16 protein-coding genes and 1 tRNA gene are annotated in these 24,083 nt (G+C 61.8%); 9 read left to right on the top strand and 8 right to left on the bottom strand.

The genetic code is table 11. The features are described 5' to 3' along the window. The first annotated feature begins 57 nt into the window (after nucleotides 1–57). On the top strand, nucleotides 58–750 hold the full coding sequence (locus tag ACZ5Z0_RS10670; RefSeq protein ID WP_464108391.1) for an arsenate reductase/protein-tyrosine-phosphatase family protein: 693 nt from the start codon (nucleotides 58–60) through the stop codon (nucleotides 748–750). Here ACZ5Z0_RS10670 and ACZ5Z0_RS10665 read toward each other — a convergent pair. Then, nucleotides 721–1,653 (bottom strand): glycosyltransferase family 2 protein, encoded by a 933-nt coding sequence (locus ACZ5Z0_RS10665; protein WP_464108390.1) that lies wholly within the window; start codon nucleotides 1,651–1,653, stop codon nucleotides 721–723. The two genes, ACZ5Z0_RS10670 and ACZ5Z0_RS10665, sit on opposite strands and share 30 nt — an antisense overlap. A 122-nt stretch (nucleotides 1,654–1,775) precedes the next feature. On the opposite strand from ACZ5Z0_RS10665, the gene ACZ5Z0_RS10660 reads away from it, so the two are divergent. The 5 genes from ACZ5Z0_RS10660 to ACZ5Z0_RS10640 are packed head-to-tail and all read left to right on the top strand — an operon-like array spanning nucleotide 1,776 to nucleotide 7,053. Next, entirely contained in the window at nucleotides 1,776–2,825 is a 1,050-nt protein-coding gene (locus ACZ5Z0_RS10660; RefSeq protein ID WP_464108389.1) for a glycosyltransferase family protein, read from the top strand. Beyond that, nucleotides 2,822–3,814 (top strand): glycosyltransferase family 2 protein, encoded by a 993-nt coding sequence (locus ACZ5Z0_RS10655; protein WP_464108388.1) that lies wholly within the window; start codon nucleotides 2,822–2,824, stop codon nucleotides 3,812–3,814. Before ACZ5Z0_RS10660 ends, ACZ5Z0_RS10655 begins: the two co-directional genes overlap by 4 nt. A 36-nt stretch (nucleotides 3,815–3,850) precedes the next feature. Further along, a complete protein-coding gene (locus ACZ5Z0_RS10650) occupies nucleotides 3,851–4,552 on the top strand; it encodes a polysaccharide deacetylase family protein (protein WP_464108387.1) in 702 nt (233 codons plus the stop codon). A 49-nt stretch (nucleotides 4,553–4,601) separates the two neighbouring features. Further along, nucleotides 4,602–5,696 carry a glycosyltransferase family 4 protein gene (locus ACZ5Z0_RS10645; protein ID WP_464108386.1) on the top strand — a complete coding sequence of 365 codons (1,095 nt, stop codon included), beginning with the start codon at nucleotides 4,602–4,604 and terminating at the stop codon, nucleotides 5,694–5,696. After that, complete coding sequence (locus tag ACZ5Z0_RS10640) at nucleotides 5,680–7,053, top strand: MATE family efflux transporter (protein ID WP_464108385.1); 1,374 nt, start codon at nucleotides 5,680–5,682, stop codon at nucleotides 7,051–7,053. Before ACZ5Z0_RS10645 ends, ACZ5Z0_RS10640 begins: the two co-directional genes overlap by 17 nt. A 169-nt stretch (nucleotides 7,054–7,222) precedes the next feature. On the opposite strand, the gene ACZ5Z0_RS10635 is transcribed toward ACZ5Z0_RS10640, so the two are convergent. The 6 genes from ACZ5Z0_RS10635 to ACZ5Z0_RS10610 form a co-directional block, all read right to left on the bottom strand. After that, complete coding sequence (locus ACZ5Z0_RS10635; protein ID WP_464108384.1) at nucleotides 7,223–9,766, bottom strand: right-handed parallel beta-helix repeat-containing protein; 2,544 nt, start codon at nucleotides 9,764–9,766, stop codon at nucleotides 7,223–7,225. 513 nt (nucleotides 9,767–10,279) lie between these two features. Further along, nucleotides 10,280–15,502 carry a PKD domain-containing protein gene (locus ACZ5Z0_RS10630; protein WP_464108383.1) on the bottom strand — a complete coding sequence of 1,741 codons (5,223 nt, stop codon included), beginning with the start codon at nucleotides 15,500–15,502 and terminating at the stop codon, nucleotides 10,280–10,282. 847 nt (nucleotides 15,503–16,349) lie between these two features. Continuing rightward, nucleotides 16,350–16,973, bottom strand: coding sequence for a CDP-alcohol phosphatidyltransferase family protein (locus ACZ5Z0_RS10625; protein WP_464108382.1), 624 nt, complete (start codon nucleotides 16,971–16,973; stop codon nucleotides 16,350–16,352). Between the two features lie 173 nt (nucleotides 16,974–17,146). Continuing rightward, nucleotides 17,147–18,355, bottom strand: coding sequence for a DUF1972 domain-containing protein (locus tag ACZ5Z0_RS10620; protein ID WP_464108381.1), 1,209 nt, complete (start codon nucleotides 18,353–18,355; stop codon nucleotides 17,147–17,149). A gap of 121 nt (nucleotides 18,356–18,476) precedes the next feature. Then, entirely contained in the window at nucleotides 18,477–18,935 is a 459-nt protein-coding gene (locus tag ACZ5Z0_RS10615) for an FAD synthase family protein (RefSeq protein WP_464108380.1), read from the bottom strand. 11 nt (nucleotides 18,936–18,946) lie between these two features. Next, entirely contained in the window at nucleotides 18,947–20,524 is a 1,578-nt protein-coding gene (locus ACZ5Z0_RS10610) for a sugar transferase (RefSeq protein ID WP_464108379.1), read from the bottom strand. Between the two features lie 550 nt (nucleotides 20,525–21,074). Between ACZ5Z0_RS10610 and ACZ5Z0_RS10605 the strand changes: the two genes are divergently transcribed. The 3 genes from ACZ5Z0_RS10605 (at nucleotide 21,075) to ACZ5Z0_RS10595 (ending at nucleotide 22,571) form a co-directional block, all read left to right on the top strand. Beyond that, nucleotides 21,075–21,148, top strand: a tRNA-Gly gene (locus ACZ5Z0_RS10605). Between the two features lie 116 nt (nucleotides 21,149–21,264). Continuing rightward, a complete protein-coding gene (locus ACZ5Z0_RS10600; RefSeq protein WP_186372181.1) occupies nucleotides 21,265–21,414 on the top strand; it encodes a hypothetical protein in 150 nt (49 codons plus the stop codon). Further along, complete coding sequence (locus ACZ5Z0_RS10595; protein WP_464108378.1) at nucleotides 21,411–22,571, top strand: N(5)-(carboxyethyl)ornithine synthase; 1,161 nt, start codon at nucleotides 21,411–21,413, stop codon at nucleotides 22,569–22,571. The genes ACZ5Z0_RS10600 and ACZ5Z0_RS10595 overlap by 4 nt, the downstream gene beginning before the upstream one ends. Nucleotides 22,572–22,597: 26 nt before the next feature. On the opposite strand, the gene ACZ5Z0_RS10590 is transcribed toward ACZ5Z0_RS10595, so the two are convergent. Beyond that, the gene (locus tag ACZ5Z0_RS10590; RefSeq protein WP_464108377.1) at nucleotides 22,598–23,974 is read right to left on the bottom strand and encodes an MFS transporter; all 1,377 of its coding nucleotides are present in this window, start codon (nucleotides 23,972–23,974) and stop codon (nucleotides 22,598–22,600) included. Between the last annotated feature and the right edge of the window lie 109 nt (nucleotides 23,975–24,083).

Raw genomic sequence — 24,083 nt, 5'->3', positions numbered from 1 at the left:
AACGCCAATGCGGCGGTGGCGTGATAATAGCACTGCATTGGATGTTCTGGCCTCTGTATGGAAGCTTGGACTACCTTTGAATCCTGCCATGATTCATCGCTATCCGGGAAGCGGCGCAAAATGTCCACCATTCTCCTCGTATGTTCCGGAAACGTGTGCCGCTCCCCTCTCGCCGCGGCCATTCTTCGTGAACAGAGGGGTCTCCGCGGTCTAGCTTTTGGGAGTGCTGGCACCGCGGCTGTCCCCGACCAATCAATGTGCGAACGGGCGTCGGAGATGACAGGCTCCGGGAGCGGCCCGGGCGGTCATCGGGCGCGGCGTTTGACCGCACAGCTGGTCGACGACGCCGACTTGGTCCTGGTGGCTGCCTACGAGCACCGCACTGCCGTAGCTCAGCTGCGTCCGGCGGCCAGGCGGAAGACCTTTACGATGAAAGAGGCAAGCGTGTTCATACAGAGCATGGTTGCTGACCCGGCACTGCGCCCGCAGCGCGGACCGGGAGCTCCGGAGAACGCGGTGGGCCTGATCGTCCGGCAAATGAATGACATGCGCGGAATGGGCAAGCTGGCGGCGCCTAAGCCGTCTTTGGCGGTCTTCCCTCGCCGTACTTCAGATTCCACCGCCCATGTAGAAATAGCGGACGGTCATTGGGGAAATATGCGGGTGCACCGAAAGGCACTCCGGGAAGTGGCGCTCGCAAGTCAAGCCATCGGGTCCGGCCTAGCGGGCCTTTTGGGCATCCCTGAGTAACCGCAGGCCCTCCCAGGTTCCTGTAGCGGCCGCTCGCAAGGGTGTTAGAGGCCGAAGGAACTGTCGCAGGCCCCCGCGCAAGAGAATGTCGCCGGCTGCGCGGACCGCCGTGCGCTTCCAGTCACGTTGAATGTCCGGTCCGAGGTTGAGGCTCGCAAATAGCAACCTATTGCGGGCGTTGTAGTAGTAATAGGTAGCCGACTTGGCCCGACTTTCTGTCCGTTTCGCCGCATCCGGGTGGGTGCCTCCTTCGTCATGCACGGCTGGTGCGCTTTGCAAGACGCGGATATTGGCGCCGATGGACAGGACCCGATATGACAGGTCCACGTCTTCCCAATACAAGAAATACCGTTCATCGAAGCCTCCGACCATTTGCCACAAGTCATAGCTGACCATCAGGCAGGCACCTGTAAGCCAAGGGACATTCCGTTCGGAGGCAGCCGCGGGGATTTTTCGGCTCGCCCTTGTAGAGCCATCCTTCAGGTCGAGATGGGACCCATCAAACCAGACCGAACCGTCGGGTCGGAAGATCTTCGGTGCCAATAACGTCAGAGGTTCCGCGTTTGCAGCAATCCTTAACGATCGAAGACTCTCAGCATCTAGCGAGGCATCCGGATTCAGTAGGAGAAAGAACCGGGCACCCGCCTCATGGGCCTTGGCAACGCCCAGATTCATCCCGCCCCCAAAACCAACGTTTGTCGTCGGAAGCACGGTTGACCACCCATACCGTTCCGCCAACCTAACGACCTCTACCCGCTCCGAGATGTCAGAGAAGCTATCCACAACAACCACCCTTGCGTCCGCCGAGTGCCTGGACACCGGTACAAGGTTCCTCTCCAAGAGCTCATGGGAGCCGTAGTTCACCACCACAATCGCCACCGGCGGAAGTTTGGAGCGCGTCATAGTGGGAAGACTATCCCTTCGCCCCGAAGCGGGCCTAGTAATTTGAGGTCATTGTGAGAGGATACGTCCAAGCCACATGCGTAATGAATTCAAATGCTGCTCACTCGACGAGGTGTTGACTATTGAACAGTTCACTCGCTGTCCTGCAGTCTTTCCCGGTGCCGCGTTCCACGACCAACCCGTACCTTGTTCAGCTGGCCCGCGGGCTACAGGAACTGCCGGGAGTGACCGTGGTGAACTTTAATTGGCGCGTGGCGCTCCTCGGAAAGTACGACGTTTTCCACGTTCACTGGCCCGAGATTCTGGTCAGTGGACACAACCCGCTAAAGAAACTGGTTCGACAGGTGCTCACCGCGGCCCTATTGGGCCGGCTCGCTCTCACGAAGACCCCCATCGTGCGGACCGTTCATAACATCGGAATCCCAAGCGACATCTCCGTCCTTGAGGTATGGCTGCTGCGCCTGATAAACCGCCGAACTACGCTTTATGTTCGCCTCAACTCCGAAACGCCGCTTCCAACGGAGAAGCCCAGCGTCACAATCCCGCACGGCCACTATCGTGACTGGTTTTCCCGGTTTCCGAAGTCAGAAAAGATACCGGGCCGAATCGGATACGTAGGGCTGATACGGCGATACAAGGGCGTTGAGGATCTGATCAAGGCCTTTCGACAGACAACGATATCCCACCCCGGACTCTCACTTCGGCTGGGAGGCAATCCCTCCACCCGGGAAATCGGCGAGAAGATCGCGGCCTTGTCCTATGGGGATGACCGCATCCTCCTGAATTTGGAATATGTCTCCGACGCGGAACTCGTTGACACCATTACCAGTTCAGAGCTCGTGGTCCTCCCCTACCGATTCATGCACAATTCGGGGGGAGCGTTGGCCGCCCTGTCGTTGGATCGGCCGGTGCTGGTTCCCGCCAACGAAGTCAACCATGCGTTATCCGAAGAGGTAGGCCCGGGCTGGGTATTTCAGTACACCGGCGCGCTGACACCGGAGAGTATCCTCCAAACATTGGCGTCCCTCGCAGAGGATGCCTCGCACACTCGCCCGGACCTTGGACGGCGAGACTGGCGCAACGGCTCGTCTGCGCACAAGGAAGCCTACGAAAAGGCAGTGGCTTATGCCGCCGGCCAGGCGCCTCAACTACAGAAGGCCATGCGCCCATGAAGCCGCAGTCGCTTCTCGTTGCAGTGCTGACGTATCGGAGGCCCACCACGCTTAAGCGCGGTCTGGAAACCATGCTCGAGCACGTGACAAAACTCGCCCAGGACTCAGACCGCTCAATTTCGCCCAGCATCGTTGTTATTGACAATGATCCGGCGGAAAGCGCCCAGGATACTGTCATAGCCTTAAACTCGGAATTGATCCGATACGTGGCCGAACCAATGCCCGGCATCTCCGCCGGTCGAAATCGGGCATTAGATGAAGCTGAGCACCATGATTTGCTTGTGTTCATCGATGACGACGAGGAGCCGCAAGAACATTGGCTCGAACCGCTGTTGGACACGTGGCGGAAGACCAACCCTGCTGCTGTCATGGGGAGGGTGGTCTCGCAGTTCGAAGCTGAACTTGACCCGTGGATCGCCGCGGGCGCCTTCTTCCGTCGACGGCGGATGCCGACGGGGACCGTGATACCGACGGCAGCCGCAGGAAATTTACTCCTCGACATGCACCAAATCCGGAAGGCCGGCGTGCGTTTCAACGACAGCTTCGGCCTCACGGGGGGCGAGGACACGCTTTTCAGCAGGTTGCTGGTGCGGGCGGGGGGAACGATCCTTTGGTGCGACGAATCCGTGGCCACCGATTTTGTTCCGGCGGAACGCACCACCCGTGAATGGGTTCTCCGGAGAGCGTGGAGCCATGGAAATTCAGCCGCTTTGGTCGACATCCATTCGACGCAAAGGGCCATGCACAAGAGCACGGCACGCCTGCGATCCGTTGTGCGCGGCATGCTGCGCATGTGCGGCGGTTCGCTACGTTTCGGTTTCGGGGTGATAGCCGATTCCCAACGCCATCAGGCCCGAGGGTTGCGCACCGCCTATCGCGGGGCCGGCATGCTGGCCGGAGGAGTCGGAGTCGCCTACCTCGAGTACTCGCGGGAAGCGCATTTGCGCCCGTGGATGAAACGGGCGCAATCCCGGCAGACAGGGCGGTAGCCGATGAAAGAAGTGAGGCGGATCGTAAGCCGGGTCGTGAAGCCCGTTATCCGCGCCCATTCCGCTTTTGTCGGCTCCATCGTCGCCGTCAATACGGCAGTTCCGAACATTGTCCTGACGTACGACGACGGTCCGGAACCCGGCGGAACTGACAGAATCCTGCAGGTGCTGGATGAGCGGCAGCTCAGCGCCACGTTCTTCGTTCTGCTCAGCCGGGCCCGCCGTCATCCCGGCCTCCTGGCAGAGGTCGCAGCCGCGGGCCACGAGATCGCCCTCCACGGACTTGATCATCAACGGCTGACCGGCTTCTCCTCCCGCGAAGTCTCGCAACGGACCAAGGATGGCCGTTCCGAACTCGAAGACCTGACAGGTAAGCGGGTCGAATGGGTCCGTCCCCCGTATGGCCGGCAGACACTGGCTACTTGGCGCGCTGTCCGGTCCGCCGGACTCATGCCCGTCATGTGGGGGGCGACCAGCTGGGATTCCAAGGTGGCGTCCCAGGCCGACCGCGTCCAGAAAGCCATGACCGGGGCGGCTCCGGGGGCTATCCTCCTCTCCCACGACGGTCACGCCGGCTTGGGAGACGGCGTCGACGACGGCCCCCCGCCGTTGTTGGACCGGGGGGATCTTACAGCCCGCATCCTCGACGCGTACGCCGACGCCGGGCTAGGTGCATGGGCGCTGCGCGAATCCTTGCAGCACGGCACTCCGGCGCTGGCGGCCTGGTTCAAGAGATGACCCGATTCCGAACAGCGAACGTGGGGGTGGAACTATGGCAATGGTCCGGATGAAACTCAAACGCGCCCGGCTATATGAGTCGATCCGCACCGCCCATCTGGAGCGCGCCCATCAGCTGACGCCGGCCGCAATAATCTATCGCGAGCGGCGTTACGATTTTGACGCAGACCTGGCTCGTGGCCTGGAACTGATCGAGGCCAGCCCGCTCAGGGCGGCACTGATCCTCGCCCGCTCCGACGTGACCGCTCTGGAGGTCAACGAACCACTGATGCTATCCAGCCTTCCGGGCACGGCGGTTGCGCTATTGGCATTGGCTGCCCGAAGGCTGCTCGGCGGCAGGCGCGTGCTGGTGGTGAGCTATGCCATTGGCAACAGCGACCCGTATCCGCAGCGCCTGCGCCCCACGTGGAAGTCCTCACTGCGCAAGGTAGTCGAGCGGCGACTCGCGGCCATTGTCTGGAAGAGAGTGGACCGGCTGGCCTTTGGCACTGCGGCCGCGCGGGACACATATCACGGGCTATTGCCGCAATCTGACCGCCGTACGGAGGTGCTCATCCCCGCCGTTCCCGCCGCTTGTTCATGCGAGCCCGAACAGTTCAGTGACCCCCATCGAGTGATCTATTTGGGGGACTTGTCGCAACGCAAGGGGTTTCCCCTTCTACTCGAAGCTTGGCCCTCGGTTCGGAACTCGGACCCGGCAGCCCGGCTCACTATCGTCGGCAAAGGAGCCCTGGTCAACAAGGCTCTCGCCAGCGCTGCGGCGGATAGCAGTATCGACGTTGTCATCGACCCGCCTCGCAGTGAAATCCACCGCCATTTGCGGCACGCCCAAGTGCTTGTCCTGCCCTCGCAGTCCACGCCGATCTGGCGTGAGCAGGTGGGGCTTCCCATCGTCGAAGGCTTGGCGCATGGTTGTTCGGTCGTCACGACGACCGAGACGGGACTGGCATCGTGGCTGACAGAGCATGGTCATTCCGTGGTGGCAGCTGGGTGTTCCGCCGGTGCCTTGGGAGAAGCGATCAAAGACCAGTTGCTCCGGGCCGCGCGGCGCAGCGACGTCATCGCCACGCTGCCGCAGCTAGACGGACGTCTGGCCGCCGATTCGTGGCTTTTTGAGACGGATTCACGTGCCTACCAGACTTGATCGGAAGTCCGAACAGGACCGTTCGGCCGGACGCCGAGGCCTGCTGGCAACAGTGGGCGGCACGGCAGCGACCAAAGTCGCGGTTATGGGAGTTTCGGGGCTGCTGGGCATCGTAACCAGTCAACTGATAATCGCCCATTTCGGCACGGACGCCTATGCACAATACGGATTGCTGTCATCGATCCCGAGCCTGCTGCCCTTCGCGGACCTTGGCATCGCTGCGGTCGTTATCAACGCTGTGGCGGGGTCGTCGAAGCCTAAGACCGACGAGTATGTGCTCGGCGCGATTCTCACGGCCATGCGTATCCTCCTGGTCTCAGGTCTGCTCTTGATCGTTATTTCGTTTGCGGTCTATTGGCTCGGTTGGTGGCCTACCATTCTGGGGAATGGCCTCCTCCCGGGGGAGGGCGCCGTTGCGGCCTGCGCCTGCCTGGCGCTCTTTGGCCTGGCGCTCCCGTTATCGATCGGTCAGCGCATTCTCGTCGGCCTTGAGCGGACAAACGTCCAGGTCATGAGTCAGATTGTTGTAGCGCCACTCATTTTGACCGCCGTTCTCATCACCGTGGGAATCGCAGCCCCCGCAGAAAGTTTCCTGGCAACGTTTTCCTACATTGCAAATGCCGTAAATTCTCTTATCTGCCTGATCATTGCAGGGCGTCTTATCTCGCCTCAGCTCAAGTCCGCTATTCGTGCAATTCCCCACGTCAGGCGCCATCATGGAGTCCGGGCAGCCCATCTGGCCTGGCCTATGCTTCTTCAGATGATCGCGTTGCCCGTGGCGATGCAGACAGATCGCCTTTTGCTCAGCCATTTGACAGCGGGGAGCGAATTGGCCCAGTACAACCTGGGATCCCAATTGTACGGAATCGTCATCCAAACCGTTGCTGCCGCAGGAATCGCCTTCTGGCCTATATACGCCAAAGCCCGCTCCGCGTCCCGGGTGGAGTCTCCGTTGATTCCGACTCTCTGGTTTGCTACGGGCGGCGTGGGGCTGGGGATCGTTCTAGCCGCGCTTTCACCCTTGGTAGTGGATTTCATCTCCGGCGGAAAAATTCAGCTCGACAACTGGCTGATTTTCGGATTCGTTGTGTTCGTTGGCCTGCAGGCAGCAAAATACCCGGTAGGTATGTACATGACAGATCACCAGGGACTCCGCTTTCAAACCATTCCGATCTTCATTATGGTTCCTTTAAACCTATGTCTCTCTTGGTGGCTGATCGGCCTATTAGGCGCTGGCGGCCCTATCGTCGGTTCGGCCATTTCCGTAGCTGTCTGCCAGATCGGCCCGAACATCTGGTACGTGAATAGGGACCTGAAACGACGTAGGGCGGCGGCACTCGCGTCGGAGCCGATCTAGGTTGCATCCCGGGAGGAGTCGAAGCGGCCTCACAACATCCTTCGGGGCCCGCAAGGGCTTGTATTCCCTGCTCGTCGCTGGGTGCGCGGACCAGAGGCCACGGCACGCCGCGAGTGCGGCGTGTACCGTGACCGCTGGCCGGACCGGGCCGCACAGGCCTAGTTCCGGCTTAGTAGCGCCCGACCACTGTGCTGCCTGCAGGCTTGCCGATCGCCGTGGCCACGTCCTGTGGCAGCGGAACAGCGATGGCGGTCGACTTCGCTGCCAGAGCTGCCATCTGGTCAATCGGGACGCTGGTGTTGGTGCTGGCATTCTTCCAGCTTGCACCCTTGGCGGCGGCTAGAGCGGCGGGGGTTTCGTAGCGCGCAAGAGTAACTCCGTCATTGCCGCCCCACGCAACCATTGTCGGGTCCGTTGTGACAACTCGCTTGTTAAAAAGGTTTCCTGTAATTACGACATTCATGTTATCCACGGGAATCTTGGTGACGCCGTCAAGCGCATAGAACTGAAAGCGGCCCCCGTTCCCGTATACATTGTTAGATATCGTAATGTTGCGTGTCAGCCACGGAGTTGTCGGATCGACGGCCGGTTGGCGCGGGTCTTGTCCGGCGAAGCTCGAGACTGCCTGCCGGCGTTCATCTTGGGCCAACTTGACCCCGAACAGTCGGTTTCCGCCTATGTTATTGTTGAAGACCTTTACATTTCCCGTGTTGTAAATGAGGATTCCGGTCTCTTGGCCGTTGGTCTCGTTGTTTGCAACGATCGCGGTATCGGATATTTCGATTTCAATGCCGTTGATCCCGTTTGAGGACGAGGTGTTATTGGAGACGTTTGCAGTGTTGACGGACTCATCCAACCAAATCCCGGTACTGCCCTGGTTATTGCTGGTGTCGTTGTTGACAATCTTAATGCCACGCGAACGAGTCACCTTGATTCCTCCCGCGACCGGCTCCGGCTTGAATCCCTCGGCATTGTTGAACGAAACAATCGAGTCCTTGATAACCAGACCGTAGGCGGCATTGACACCGATGCCCAGCATGCCGTTTCGTTGCGCGGTGACGCGTTCGGCGATGCTGTCGTTGTTTTGAATTGCAATGCCGATCATGGCGTTGTCAACGACGGTGAGATTCCGGGCCGCGGCGGACGTGGCGGCCAGGACAATGGCGGCGCGGGACTCATAAGGCGTGGCGTAGCGGCGCACCCCGAATCCCTGCAGCGTGGTTTTAGTGGCTGAAGAGTAGATGGCCTGGCCCAGATTGCTGGCCCGCACGTCGTGCCCCGCGGGATCGCTCCCGAGCCGGATCGTATTGGCTGCGTTATCCACGTAGAACGTCCCCACAACCACCTGAGCAGCGGACCCGACCTGCTTGAGCGAGACCCCGTCCAAGAACACTTGGTCCGGCCGGGCCGCCATGGGCTTCGCCGAATTCACGTATCTCGGGTTGTCTGCTACACCGTCCATGGAATTCGAGAACTCGGGGGTCCATCCTGATGCGAGCCAGGTGGCACCCGATTTCTGCCAGGAAGCCACCGGCACGGACCCGTCCAACCAAACAGCCTCGTTGGGGTAAGACTGAATCGTCAGCGACTTGTTGGACGGAATTGTGACCGACTCGTTGTAGGTGCCTTTTCGCAGCACTATGACCTGGCCGGACTTTGCATGAGCGACGGCGCTAGCAAGGGTCTTCAAGGGAGCAGCCTGGCTGCCCGGTTGTGAATCCGTGCCCTTGGCGACGTCGACATATATTGCGTCGGCGGGCGCGGCGTACACAGCCGAACCCACGGCGGATGCTCCACGTCCCAGTTGTGGGGCCGGGGCCGGGGCCGGGGCCGGAGCCGGTGCGGGTGCCGGTGCCGGGGCCGGGGCCGGAGCCGGTGCGGGTGCCGGTGCCGGGGCCGGGGCCGGAGCCGGAGTGGCTCCGATGTTAACGACGTGCAAGTCGTCCAGGACAGTACTGACCGGCGTCGAGTTGCCGCCAGACATGTACTCCCAGATACCAACGGCTCCCGCACTGGCGATCCGAGTGGCGGAAGTGTCCGCGACCGATAGCTGCCAGTTCGGGACCGCGCTTCCGTCAAGCCAGGCGCGTCCTTGTATGGACACAGAAGACGTACCCGTGACACTGAATTCGATATGGGCCTTTTGGTTGGCGCTCAGGAACTGCGGCAACTGCACTTTTCCCAGATTTACGTCAGTCCCGTTGGCAATCTTCGAGACGGCAAGGAATAACTTGCCCCCACTCATCACCTCCAGGCGCCCCCGGTAGGCGGAACCGGAGCTCTGCCGGCGAACATCGAGGGCGTGGTATAAGCCGAATTGACCCGAGGGAACCGAAGGTAACATCAGCGCCCCTTGGACGTTGACATCGGTCGCAGAGACCGCGGGCAGCACGGCAGACAGTGACTGCCCTGGCGGCAGTCCATTTACCCTGGCTGTGCCGTTCGCAACGGTGAGACCCGCCTTGGCCGGGTTGTCCATTGCATAGGTGCCTCCGGTTTCGGCGTTGCCCCAGCCGGCCAGGGAAGTGCGGCTAAAAGTGTCGCGGGCAACTTCGGAGGACGTTGTGAAGGCACTTTCGGGGCGGGTGACTGCCGCGTTGGCGGCAGGAGCCAGGCTGACTGCTGCCATCGCGAGAGATACAGCGCAGATCAGGGGAGCTACTAATTGCTTTGGCCAGCCGTCGCCGGGGGGATCGTCTATTTTGCGCGTCAATTAGGGGCTCCTCGTGGATGATGGCAACCAAGACAAGCCCGCCGGGTATCAACGAGCTTGCAGGCCGTGGGTAAATACACTCAGCGAAGACGAACGTTGACGCCGTCCTCAGACCGTTCCCCCAGCGGGACGCTATAACACAACCAGAGACCAATTTGCAGTTTACAGGTACGCGAAAAGCATACTTTTGCTGCAAACGGTCACACTACACGGGATGAAATATTCGATCAAATCTGCTGGCCATCCAGGATCACCCTCAGCAGCCACAAGTTGTACTTTCCGATTTGTGCAATCTGGACCTTGAGGCCGCTCTCCGCGGGCCGTACGACGGATATTAACCGTGCGACAACCGCGGGCGGCCACTGATCGACTCCGCCGTTCTCCTCCGATGGTCGCGGCCCCGGCAAAGATCGGGCGCTGCCGGGATCTCCTCGCGGCAAAAAACACGGCTGGTCCGGACCCTCGAAGAGGATCCGGACCAGCCGTCGGTGCAGTTTTGCTATGCCGGGTCGATCACTCCACTCTCCTAGTCACCCAGTTGGTAAGGGACAGTGTGACAGGGCCGTTGGTTGCGGTGCCAGAAAGATACGTCATCACGCCCACGGATCCGGCGCTTTGCATGGCAATTGCGGCGTCCGTTGCCGTCACCTGCCAGGCTGTGGGTTCGGCAACGGCCGTGTTCCACACCTTGGCACGTAGGGTCGTCGGTGAGATCCCGGAGACCTGCAGTCGGACCGCCAGTTGCATGCCCGCTGTGTAGGTCAGGCCCGGCACCGTGATGCTCTTTAGGGTGGTCTCAGTTCCTCCCGCCGTGGACTTCAGATCCAACGTCATCGCCCCGGACTTTGAGATCCAGATCTTTGCCAGGTAATCCCCCGCCCCTGATACGCGGCGGCCGATGACGGTTGTGAAGAATCCGCCCCCGTCCGACAGCTTGTCCAGCGACAGCTGGACCTGGGTATCAGACGACGTAGACGAAACGGATCCGAGGGTCGCCGTGAGCTGTACGCCCTTGGCCGTGATCATCTTGCCGCTGCCATTGTTCACGGCGAAGTTGGCATTTCCCCCTGAGGTACTCCAGTTACCGCCCACATCGGCTTTCCCGAAACCATTGGCTACGATTCGAGCGAACCCGTCCTGAGCCAGCGGTGCCGCCGTGACCGTCACCGGCTTCGTCACCGAACCCGTGCCGCCCTGGTTATCCGTCACCGTCAGCTTCACCTGGAACGTGCCCGCAGCAGCATACGTGTGCGAAGGAGACACACCCGAACCCGCCGCAGTCCCGTCACCGAAATCCCAACCATACGAAACAACCGTGCCATCCGGATCAGAAGAACCCGACCCATCAAACGACGCCGCCAGATTCACCGCCGAGGACGTAAACGCCGCCACCGGCGACTGATTCGCCGCCGTGACCGTCACCGGCTTCGTCACCGAACCCGTGCCGCCCTGGTTATCCGTCACCGTCAGCTTCACCTGGAACGTGCCCGCAGCAGCATACGTGTGCGAAGGAGACACACCCGAACCCGCCGCAGTCCCGTCACCGAAATCCCAACCATACGAAACAACCGTGCCATCCGGATCAGAAGAACCCGACCCATCAAACGACGCCGCCAGATTCACCGCGGAGGACGTAAACGCCGCCACCGGCGACTGATTCGCCGCCGTGACCGTCACCGGCTTCGTCACCGAACCCGTGCCGCCCTGGTTATCCGTCACCGTCAGCTTCACCTGGAACGTGCCCGCAGCAGCATACGTGTGCGAAGGAGACACACCCGAACCCGCCGCAGTCCCGTCACCGAAATCCCAACCATACGAAACAACCGTGCCATCCGGATCAGAAGAACCCGACCCATCAAACGACGCCGCCAGATTCACCGCCGAGGACGTAAACGCCGCCACCGGCGACTGATTCGCCGCCGTGACCGTCACCGGCTTCGTCACCGAACCCGTGCCGCCCTGGTTATCCGTCACCGTCAGCTTCACCTGGAACGTGCCCGCAGCAGCATACGTGTGCGAAGGAGACACACCCGAACCCGCCGCAGTCCCGTCACCGAAATCCCAACCATACGAAACAACCGTGCCATCCGGATCAGAAGAACCCGACCCATCAAACGACGCCGCCAGATTCACCGCCGAGGACGTAAACGCCGCCACCGGCGACTGATTCGCCGCCGTGACCGTCACCGGCTTCGTCACCGAACCCGTGCCGCCCTGGTTATCCGTCACCGTCAGCTTCACCTGGAACGTGCCCGCAGCAGCATACGTGTGCGAAGGAGACACACCCGAACCCGCCGCAGTCCCGTCACCGAAATCCCAACCATACGAAACAACCGTGCCATCCGGATCAGAAGAACCCGACCCATCAAACGACGCCGCCAGATTCACCGCCGAGGACGTAAACGCCGCCACCGGCGACTGATTCGCCGCCGTGACCGTCACCGGCTTCGTCACCGAACCCGTGCCGCCCTGGTTATCCGTCACCGTCAGCTTCACCTGGAACGTGCCCGCAGCAGCATACGTGTGCGAAGGAGACACACCCGAACCCGCCGCAGTCCCGTCACCGAAATCCCAACCATACGAAACAACCGTGCCATCCGGATCAGAAGAACCCGACCCATCAAACGACGCCGCCAGATTCACCGCCGAGGACGTAAACGCCGCCACCGGCGACTGATTCGCCGGCTGCCCAGCGCTTCCTAGCGCGAAGTGGTTGGCGACGTCGGCGTCGGAAAGCGCAACTGGATAGACCGCTACTTCGTCGATTGCCCCGGCGAAGTATGGCTGCGGACCCCAGGTCCTATCGCTACCGACCCGCCAGTACCCGGAATAGACCTGGGCCTGCGTCTGGGGGTTAGTTCCGACGAGGGTTCCATCTACGTATAGCTTCATCCCCCCTGAAGATTGTGTCGCCACCATGTGGTGCCACAGTCCGTCGTTGTAAGGCTGCGGCGACGTTATGGTGTTTGTCTGCCCCGTCCAGACTCCAAAGGTCAAGGCGCCGTTGGACTCCATATAGACGTGGCGATCGTAACCGTTCGAAAGCCCTGTTGGCTGGTCACCAAAGCCGATCAGCTTGCCGCCTTGTTGCGTGGTCGTGTTGAACCAGAGTTCCTCCGAATACGTTGTCGGATTTACAAATACATTTGCGCTGGACAGAAGTCCGGACGTCCCATTGAACGTGGCCGAAGTGTTGGTCGTCCCGGCAACCCCGGGGGGGCCACCAAGAGTCACACCGTCGACATAGGTGCCAGGATTATCCGAGGGGCTGCTGTCTGCCGCGGTAGTCCCGCTGCTCTCTCCGAGCCTCCAGTACAAATCGGGTGCCGCTTGGAACACGGCTTTGCCGTATTTATCGGCCGGCGCGACGGGAATGTTCAAAGTGCGGCCAGAGTCGGTGAAGTGCTTCTGCACCTGTTCGAGCGTGATGACGGCCGGGTAGATTGACACTTCGTCAATGGCGCCCTGGAAGTAATCGCTTGAGGGGCCGCCTGGCCAGCTTGAGATGTTGTCCCCGCCGATCCTCCAATATCCGGTATACGGCTGGCCTTGTGTCACATCGCCGCGTTGGCCGACTCGCTTTCCGTCCACATACAGGATCATTCCGTTGGCCCCGAGGCTGGCCGCTATCTGATGCCACTGGCCGTCATTGTATGTACCGGCGGTGCGCAATGTATCGGTCGAGCCGGTGTAGACGCCGAAGTAGATGTGGCCTGCGTTGTCCATATAGATATGACGGTCGTAGTTGTTGGAATTACCCGTGGGGTTGTTACCAAACCCAAGAATCTTTCCGCCCGACGTCGTCGTGGTGTTAATCCAGGTCTCCGCGCTGAAGACGTCCGGACCCGGAATCGATGTTTGAGTGGCGGCAGAGCCGCTCACTGTGCCATCAAAGGTGGTTGCCGTGTTGGTGTCACCAGTTATGGCGCCGGGCGTTCCTCGCGTCACGCCTGTCCCTGCGACGGCGTCGGCCCAGCCGGCCCAATCAACGAGGGAGCTGCCGCTGCCTTCGCCGAGCCGCCAGTAGCTGCCGGCACCATCGGCCAAAACGTCAGTGGCATAAGCACTCATACTTCCAGCGGAGGCGACTGTTACCGTGACTCCGTCCGACCTGGCTATGTTCCCGAACGGGTCGGTAACGAAGATGCGGTAGCTGTGGGTCGAGCCAGGCACGAGCCCAGTGTCCTGAAAGCCCATTGCCGCCCGTTTCCAGAAAGTGGAGGCCTTGGTCGTGGTGAAAATAGGAGTGGTCTGATGATCGTCACGGATGACGTCATACTTAAGGTTTTCATTGTCCTTGTCCCAGTTCGCCTGCCAGGCGACGCGGACAGATCCGGCCGCAAGTGACAGTACGGTGGGATTCATGGCACTTCCGGTCAGTACGGGCCCCTGCCTATTTGGGGCGATGTTCTTGGTGGCAAAACGCACGAGACCCTGTTGCGCAGTTCCATTAACTGTGGGAAACTCCCCGCCCAAAATTACGTACTGGGAATTTCCGTTGATCGTCCAGGCTGCCTGGCTCTGGCCCGTAAACGACCCGACGTCAAGGTCCGGGAACCACGGCAGCAAAGAGGGCCGGGGGGTACCTTCGTAGTTATAGTAGCCATACGGATCTGCCGTTATAGTACCCGTTGCTGCCTTGCTGAAAGCCAATGCGTGGTGGAAGGTCCACTTCGGGTCGGTCTGAGGGAAGCCGCCGATATTGCCGCAATAGTGATCATGACTCACCGTGTAGACCGCCGTATCCGAGGCGTAGACTCCGTACGAATCACCGTGGCAGTCCTGCACCCAGTTGAGCTCCCCCCCATTCCAACTTGCAGAGAACGCACCTTCAAGATTGCCGCCCGACCCGAACACATAGCCGGTCCCGTACACATTCGTACCGTCGGACGTGAGGCTATAGATTGAAGCCTGCGTTCCACCATTGCGTACCAGACTGTTCACGGCCCACGGGAGCAGCACCCCAGTCGACGTGTCCAGGGCAGCCATGCCATACCCCGGATTGCTTGAACCATTGATGCTCGTGAAATTACCTCCGACCACGACCTTGGTGCCGTCAGGGGAAATCACCATGTTGTTTACATCCCCGCCCGCCACCACTGGATTCCAGCCAAGCAGCCCGGCGTCGGAGGCGCGGACTGCGGCAAGATGCGGCCGGCTGACCGAACCGACGCCGCTGAACCAGCCGCCCATGAAGACAGCAGTGTTCGTGGCCGCCAGGGCATAGACGCGCGAATTTACATTCGGCGCGAAGCTTGTGATCAATGCCCCGGTGACCGGGTTCAGTGCCGCCACGTACGGCCTCGACACACCATTGACCTGGGTAAAAGCCCCGGCGACATAGATCCGGGAACCGTCTGGGGAGACGGTGATGGCTTTCGCCTGGGCGTTCAGGTTCGCCACGAACGTCGTATTGAGCTTACCGGTTGTGATGTCATACGCCAGAATGTTGTTCCGCACCACCGTGTTGGTGCCCGGCGCGGACCCGGCAGGCCGCGCCGTCGTGAAGTTTCCGACCACATACACGGTATTGCCAACCACGAGCTGCTGCCACGCCACACCATTAATCTGGACCGTCGGCAACGCATCCGCAGAGACCGTGGGTGGCGTGGCCGGGTTGGCCGGATCCAAGGGCGCAGTGTCCGCCGTGGCAGCCGGAACCGGCAAAACCGCGATAGCCAGCATCATTGCGACGGACACCCCGAGCACGAGCAGTCTCTTAGTGACTTCCAACACAGACCGCACTGTCAATCCTCGCGGTGGCGCACTAGATGGATGATTCTTGTCCCCGCGCGGTCGCGCCGGAACACTATCGAATCTCGGTTCGATGCTCATGACTTCCCCTCAGACGTTGTGATGGACCCGGCAAAAGCTGCAATGGGTGAAGAAACTTCGTAATTCAGGTAAATACGAACCTGGTCACGCTGGTCCAGGGGTAGTAGGAACACGTAAACGGCGGAGGCCGTAGCACCCGCATCAAGGGATGCGGGAAATCTCGTCGCCCCTGGTCCGCTCAACTGCAGCGCAGGGATAAGGCCGCCTCCGTAATCGACGTTGATAAGCGCGCCTTCTAGCGACACGGACTTCTCGGACTGGTTATGAACGGAAACCGTAAATCGAACCGCCGGGCCGGCTATCTCGCCGGGTCCTGAAGCCTCTCCTGTGACCGCTTGAAAGCCGGAGACTGAGGCACTCACCCCCGGCAGAAGCGCCGCTGAGTCGGTGAACGCTACAGGCGCGGAGACGAGCTGCGGCGTGGCCGCAAGTTCTGCCTCGGATCTTCCGTTAGCAGCTGCCGCGGGTGTTCCGGCAGTGCTCGCGTCTTTGGAGGGGAGGGGAACCGGTGCTGTAGCCGTTCCAGGGGAGGCCGCGGTCGCCCGCGCAGTCGGCGCCGGCGTTCCCGCGGGCCCGGCGGCCCCGGCCTGTGTCGCGTCCACCGCGCTTGCGGGTGTGCCGGGGGCAGACAGGCTGGATCCCCAGATACCGCCACCGACCAGAATCCCGACCAAGGCAAGTCCGATGGCCAGGGTCTTCTTCCTTCTCCAGTCTTCGGGAGAAGGGTTTCCTTTGGTTTTCGTGCTGTTCATGATTCGCTCCGAGTCGAGATCGGTTGGGACACTGACAGGCTTTTCATATCGCCGAACCACCGGGCTGAAGCCAGAACAAGGTGCACGGTGTTGGCGGCGAAAAACAAGGAATAGATGCTGAAGAAGAGAAGCGGTGCGCCCAGTAGGATGAAAAGCAAACACAGCACGCCGTAGTCCGTAGGGGCCAGGAGGACGGACTTGACTGCCGATCCCCGCCTCCGGATGGCCTGCCGGCCGGATTTGAGGAGGACGATCGCCTTGAGCTGGTCATTGAGGATCATGGCGAAGAACGAAACCGTCCCGACGATGGCGTAGCCGATGGGCACCAGGAACCAAGCTTCCGGATGAAGATGGAAATGGCGGAACGCCACCACCAGAACCGCGAGGTGCAAACTTACGATCTTCGTGCTGTCCACTACGTGGTCCAACCACTCACCAGCTACAGACCCGCCGCCCCGGAGGCGTGCCAACTGCCCGTCGGCTGAATCGAAGATGTATCCGAGCGCCAAGGCAACCCAGACCGTGACCCCAACCCACCACTCTGGGTTGGCCAGCGCCAGCAGAAAGATTCCCCCGAAGGTGAAGACCGCGCTAATGCAGGTGACCTGATTTGGTGTCATTTTCACCCGATATGTCAGCGCGGCGGCATATCGGCCCAGCCTCCGGTTGACCAGGATTGAATACGGTGGAGCCCCCGCGGCAGGGGCCTTCTGGGCAGCGCCAAGCGCCGCCATAGTTTCGTGGAAACTGGGCCGCGACAGAGATGCCCCTGTCTGCTGCGTGCTTCCGGGGCTCAAGAGGCCACCCGACTTTCGTCCCGGACCTGGCTGACCCTCGCGGCTCTCGTGTTGCGTCCGCGGCCTTGAGCGCGGGTGAGGGTGCGGGAAGCCAGCGCATAGCAGAGGGCCTCGTAACCGTCGGCTACAACGTCCCAGTCATACTCGGCGGCGATCTGCCGCCCGTGTTCCGCCCTAAACCGGATTCTGCCGGGGTGTGCTTCCGACTCCTCCGCCAACTGTGCGACGTCGTCCGGACTCTGGAAATATCTGCCTGCCGAACCGAGTACCTCGCGGTTGAAGTTCACATCGAAGGCGTTCGTCGCCGCGCCGGCGCCGATTGCCCGGAGCAGCGAGGGGTTGGTGCCTCCCACCGAGTGTCCGTGCCAGTACACCAGGGCGTTGGCGTATAGCTCGTCCAGAAGCGTCTGGTCCCACACGCCGCCGAGGAATTTCACTCTCGCGTCCGCAGATTCCTGTACCTGCTGGTTGTACTCATGGCCGTACGGCGTGGAACCGACGACGACCAGCGGAAGCCGGGCATTGCTGCGGACGTAGCCTTCCACAATCGTGTGGACGTGATTTTCCGGCTCCAGCCGGGCGACCACCAAGTGGTATTGGCCCGCAACCAGGCCGACCGAGGCCAAGCGAGTGGGCTGTTTCGGTGGCAGTAGCGGTGCACCGTAGGAAATCAGTTCCGTCGCGGCATCGAAGGTCGTCCGGTAGTAGTCGCGGATTCCGGCGGCATCGGCGATCAAGGCATTGGAGAACCGCACGGCAAAGCTTTCAGCCCAGCGGTAATATCGCTTCCCGACCGGTCCCCATTTTGCGCGCTTCCATTCCAGGCCGTCCATGTGCGTGGCGACCGGCAGCTTGGCCAGCCTGAGTAGCGGGAGCCAAGGCGCGTTGGCCGCATTGAAGACAATCGTGGCGTCTGCCCTTCGGCCCAAAAGGTGGGCTACCGACAGCCCGGTGTGGCTGAGTGTTTCGAGTGAGCGCCGTCGGAGGGCCGGCAGATGCACAAGCCGCATGCCCTCGAATTCTCTTGCGCCGTTGTCCGCTCCGTTTCCGGTTCGGCAGTAGACGGTTACCAGATGCCCTCGCTCGGCAAGCCTGCGTCCCACTTCCTCCACGCAGGTTTCAAACCCGCCATAGTGTGCGGGTACGCCCCGCGTACCGACTAATGCGATGCGCAATCCAGCACGCTTAGGAGTTGATTCCTTCACTTTTCCCCCCGGGAAGTTTCTATTTTGTTGATCGAGACCTAGCTATGGATAAAGACCGTGCAATGGATTGGAACCTTTGCTGAGACCGGCAACTATCCGAGTTGATCGGGCGAAGTGGCGTCTAGGGCAAACTCTGAAGAGTCGCTCGCTCCTGGCGTCCCGCATTCAGGAGTTCCAGGGTTCTCCTTAGAGAGGTGCTGGATGTGTGCATCGTGTACGGGAAATAGACAACCTCCACCCCAACAGCGGCAAACTCCAGTTCCAGGGCGAGACCTTTGGGCGTGTCCCTCCAGTCGTCGCCCTTGAAGAGGATGTCGAAGGGACGGCGCCGCCAGGTGTCAATCTTGTGTGGAAGAGTCTCAGCTATTGCGTCGTCGACGTATCGGATCTGGCGGACGATTTCGAGGCGCTCCGCCAGGGGAATCACCGGCGGACGGCCTTTGGACGCGACCAGGAGTTCATCCGAGACGACACCGGCGATCAGGAAATCACAGTGTGCCCTCGCTTGGCGCAGCAGGTTTAGGTGGCCAACGTGGAATAGATCAAAAGCGCCGGCCGCGTAGCCGATTCGTGTCGTCATGGGTTTCTCCTTTAGAAGGCGCCGGCCGGGCTGCGCAGGGCTCTGAAGGTCCTCCACATGATGATCAGGTCGCCGGTGAGCGACCAGTTCTCGACGTAATAGAGGTCCAGACGGATGCTCTCCTCCCAGGGGAGGGTGGACCGGCCATTGATTTGCCACAGTCCGGTGATTCCGGGCTTGATGAGGAGCCGCCGGTTGGTAAACCTCTCGTAGCGTTCGACTTCGCTAGGCAGCGGCGGCCGCGGGCCAACCAAGCTCATTTCGCCAGTCAGCACATTCCAAAATTGGGGAAGCTCGTCCAGCGAGTACTTGCGCATCCAGCGGCCGCATTTGGTAACCCGCGGATCGTTGCGGATCTTGAATAGCAGACCCGCACCTTCATTGAGTTCCCGAAGCGATTCCAAATCCGTCTCTGCCGTTTGAACCATCGACCGGAATTTCAACATGTGGAAGGGAACCCCGTTCCGGCCCGCACGCAGCTGGCGGAAAATAATGGGGCCGGCGCTATCCCGTTTGACGATGACTGCGAGCGCGAGCAACACGGGGGACAAGACCAGCAACGCCATCGAAGCAACGGCGATGTCGACGACCCGCTTCAAGACGTGCTTGCCGCCGGCGTACTGGGGCAGCTCCACGTGAACAAGGGGCAACCCGTCGACCGGCCGCCAGTGGATTCTGGGACCTGCAACGTTCGTGAGGCTGGAGGCCAGGACGAGCTCGGTTCCGGAAGCCTCGAGTTTCCACCCTAATTCCCGGATGTACTTGCTACCGCCCGGGACGGGTCCTGCGACGATGACAGCGTCCGCGCCGGCTACTTCCACCATCCGCGAGACATCGGTCAGGGTGGATACGACAGGAATTTTGTACCATGGAGGCCGAAGCTCCATGGACTTGTCGAGCGTTGGTAGCGCCACCCCGGCCGTTTGGTAGCCGGCCGCTGGGTTCTTCTCGATCTGGTTGATCACGTACTCGACGTCGGCCGCTTCCCCTATCACGATCACCTTGGAAAGGTACTTGCCCTCGGTCCGCCTCCGATTAAGCCACTTTCGCCATATCCAGCGGTCGCCCGTGAGAAGGATGAGCCCCAGGGGCAGTGCCACGGCGAAGTAGCCACGCACCACGTCGACCCGGACAAAGACCATCGCTATGGCCAGAGCACCGAAGAGTTTGAGGGTTGCCTGCGCCACTCGCTTGTACTCGACGGCTCCGACTCCGAAGGTACGGTTGTCGCGGGTGGGGTAAACCTCAAGGACGGCGATCCAGGCCACCAACAGCAGCACGGAGACCACGAGATATCTCGCCTCAGAGTTGTCCCCGAAGGAAGTCGGCGCATCGGCACCGAACCGGAGCACGTAGGCCGACGCGACCGCGACCAGAATGGCTGACGAATCCGCAATTCGGAGGCGGTTCGCAAACTTTCTCCAGGTTTGGGTGACGGCCCTCCTCGACGCCGAAATGTCAATCCGCGATTCGTCATCCCAAACCGAATGTAGGGGCCGGGCGGAGACGTGAGTTCGTTCAAAGGGCCGGGTTGGGGCCGCCAGGTGCGTCGGTGCGCGGAAAGGACGGCGATGTTTGAGTTCGCTCATGACCGGTTACCTGAAGACAGGAAAGGATCGGTATAACTCGGACGATTTGCTTCGACGTGCACGGAAGCGGATCGGCAAAGTCCATCCGAAAGCACCGAAAGATGGACAGCCTCGAACGCCTGATTAAACATAGAGAGACCTTCTAGCAACTGGGTTGGCTGTGGTCTCCCCAAGTAAAATAGATGATTATTGGCGGCACACGAGTGGGTCCTACCCCTATTGGACGTGATGACTACTCGGCGGACACCCGGAGCTGAGATAGGACTACCTGATAATCCACCGGCTGGTCCGGTGCCGACATCGGAGCGCGGCGGCCGGGGACGGGTCGGTGTCAGGAGCCGAGCGTGAGTCGACGTCGCCGCGCTAAACGGGATCGTTGCCCGGCAAGGGGCGATTGCGCCGGGGCACTCTCCACCTGGCCACCTCAAGCGGGATAGCGCAATCCGGGGACTCGGCGTCGCTGTTCTGGGAAGTCCCCCGGCTGGGGTAAGGTAAGTTTCGTTGTTCCGCAGGAGCGGCCCAGGATCCTGGACCATCCCGCTGCGGCGCTGCGGCTGTAGCTCAATGGTAGAGCGCTAGCTTCCCAAGCTTGATACGCGGGTTCGATTCCCGTCAGCCGCTCCAGTTCTCCCGCTGCCTGTCCCGCATGCCTGTCCCGCACCGCCGCCACGGGGCCGGTTAGGTGGCTACCTGTATCGTCAGGAGTCAGGAACCTCTTCGGTTCCGCTACAGGAGCAATCATGGCTGACAAATCCCCCCGTCAAGCAGCATCCAAGAAATCCGCCAAGTCCATCAAGGAAAAGCGCGCCGACAAGAGGGCCGCGGCAGCGCCGCCCAGCTCCCTCGACAAAGTGACCGCAGCCAAGACGGCGAGCCCCAAAAAGAAGTGACCGGTTCCCCGAACCACCTCACCCTCGGCGTCCTCGCCGGCACGCGGAAGCCGGACGAGCGCCGCCTTCCCATCCATCCGCGCCACTTTGAACGCATCGCCCCGGAGCTCAGGCAGCAGCTGATCCTGGAAGAAGGCTATGGCGAGCGCTTTGGCGTTTCGGACGCCCACTTGGCCGGTCTCGTGGGCGGCATCGTGCCGCGGGCCCGGCTCCTGGCCGACGCCGACGTCGTCCTCCTCCCCAAGCCGCAGCCCGCGGACCTGGCCGAGCTGCGTGACGGGCAGGTCCTCTGGGGCTGGCCGCACTGCGTCCAGGACGCGGCGATCACCCAGCTGGCGATCGACAAGAAACTCACCCTGATCGCCTTCGAGGCGATGAACCACTGGGCCAGCGACGGCGGCTTCGGCCTGCATGTCTTCCACAAGAACAACGAGCTCGCCGGCTACTGCTCGGTGTTGCACGCCCTGGCCCTCACGGGCACCACCGGCGACTACGGCCGCCGGCTCAGTGCCGTGGTCATCGGCTTCGGCGCCACCGCCCGCGGAGCAGTGACGGCCCTCAACGCCCACGGCATCCACGACGTTCAGGTGCTGACCAACCGCGGCGTCGCGGCGGTGGGTTCGCCGATCCACTCGGTGCGGATCGCGCAGTTCGACCACGACAGCAAGGCGCCGTTCCTGAGCGAGGTCATCACCGACCGCGGCCGGGTTCCGCTGGCGCCCTTCCTCGCGGAGAGCGACATCGTGGTCAACTGCACCCTGCAGGATCCCAATGCCCCGCTGACCTACCTGCGCACCGAGGACCTGGCTGCCTTCCGGCCGGGCAGCCTGATCGTGGATGTGTCCTGCGATGAGGGGATGGGCTTCAGCTGGGCAACGACCACCACCTTCGCCGCGCCGATGTTCACGGTGGGCGACCACATTGACTACTACGCTGTGGACCACAGCCCGTCCTACCTCTGGAACTCCGCCAGCTGGGAGATCAGTGAGGCACTGCTGCCATTCCTGGAGACAGTGCTCGCGGGGCCTGCGGCTTGGGACGGCAACGAAACCATCCGCCGGGCCATTGAAATCCGGGACGGTGTGGTGCTCAACCCGGACGTCCTGGAGTTCCAGCACCGGCAGCCTGTCTACCCGCACCTTCGGCTGGCGGACTAGCGGCTGTCCTTTTTCGGTGCGGAAAGCTAGGCGGCGACAATCCGCAGCAGCCGACGGCGGTCCTTCAGGTCCACCTTCAGCATCAGCTGGCCGCGCCGGGCCAGTACGACGGCGACCGCCGCCGCGGCAAGTGCCGGCACCCCGCCGGAAACCAGGATCGCCGTGTGCGGATCCAGGTGCTCGGCCAGCGAGCCCATCAGGGGGCCTCCGATGGCCTGGCCGCCGATCAGCACCATGATGTAGAGGCTCATCACCCGGCCGCGGATCCCCAGGTTGGCGCTGACCTGCACCAGCTGGTTGGCGGCGGTGAGGAACATCAGGCACCAGAAGCCGGCCAGCACCATGGCCACGCCGAACCATTCCATCGAGGGAGCCGCGGCGGCCAGGCAGAGCATCAACCCGTACATCCCGGCGCCCAACACCACGGAGCGCAGCCGGAGCTGGCGCCGCCGAGCGGAGGTGATGGCCCCGGCCAGCGCCCCGAGCGCCACCAAGGCGTTGAGCAGGCCGTAGCCGCCGGCCCCGGCGTCGTACACCTGGTCGGCGAAGGCCGCCAGCAGCACCGGCAGGCTCATCGCGAACACCGCGACGAAGCCGGCCATCAGCCAGGGCCAGTAGATCGTGGGCTTGGCCAGGGCGTACCGCAGCCCTTCCCTGAGCATGCCCTTCCGCTTGGCGGCGGGCAGCGTGAGGTGGAGCTCGTCCTTGCGCAGGACCAGCAGCATGGTCACCGTGGAGCAGCACGCGGTGGCGTTGGCGGCGAAGGCCCAGCCTGCCCCGGCCGCGCCCAGCAGCACACCGGCGAAGGCCGGGCCGATCAGGCCGCCGAGCTGGAAGATCGTGGAGTTTACGCTGATGGCGTTGCGCAGGTAGGCCGGGCCCACCAGTTCGTTGACGAAGACCTGCCGGGCCGGCTGGTCCAGCACTGTGACCAGGCCCAGCGTCAGGGCGATCGCGTAAACGTGCCAGACCTCGATCCGCTGGCTCAGCGCCAGAGCCGCGAGGAGCGCCGCCAGCACGGCGGCGACGGACTGGCACAGCATGAGGATCCTGCGCTTGGCGAAACGGTCCGCCATCATGCCCGCCCAGGGGCCCAGGAACAGCGAGGGCAGGAACTGAAGGGCCACGGTGACGCCGACGGCGGTGACGGAGCCGGAGAGCTGGAGGACGAGCCAGTCCTGCGCGATGCGCTGCATCCAGAGCGCCACCACGGCGATGAAGTGTCCGATCGCGAAGATCCGGAAGTTGCGGACCTTGAGTGAAATGAAGGTGTGCCGCCAGGGCAGCCGCTCGCTGACGACGCCGATCGGCTGCGTGGTGGGCGCGGTGGTGGGCGGCAGGGGGACCTGCCGGAGTTTTTCGTGCTGCGGGTCGGCGGCCTGGAAAGGCGGAGGGGGTGCCACGGAAAGTCCTCAAGGGAACGGGGTCAACGGGGTCGCCTTAACGCTATGCTGACCCGAAACGATTATGGAAGGCGATTCTGCATATAACTAGCATCACGAATCGCAATGG

The organism is Arthrobacter sp. T2-23 (assembly GCF_055398325.1).
The sequence above is the reverse complement of the archived record's forward strand: the minus strand, read 5'-3'. Positions and strand labels throughout refer to the sequence as shown.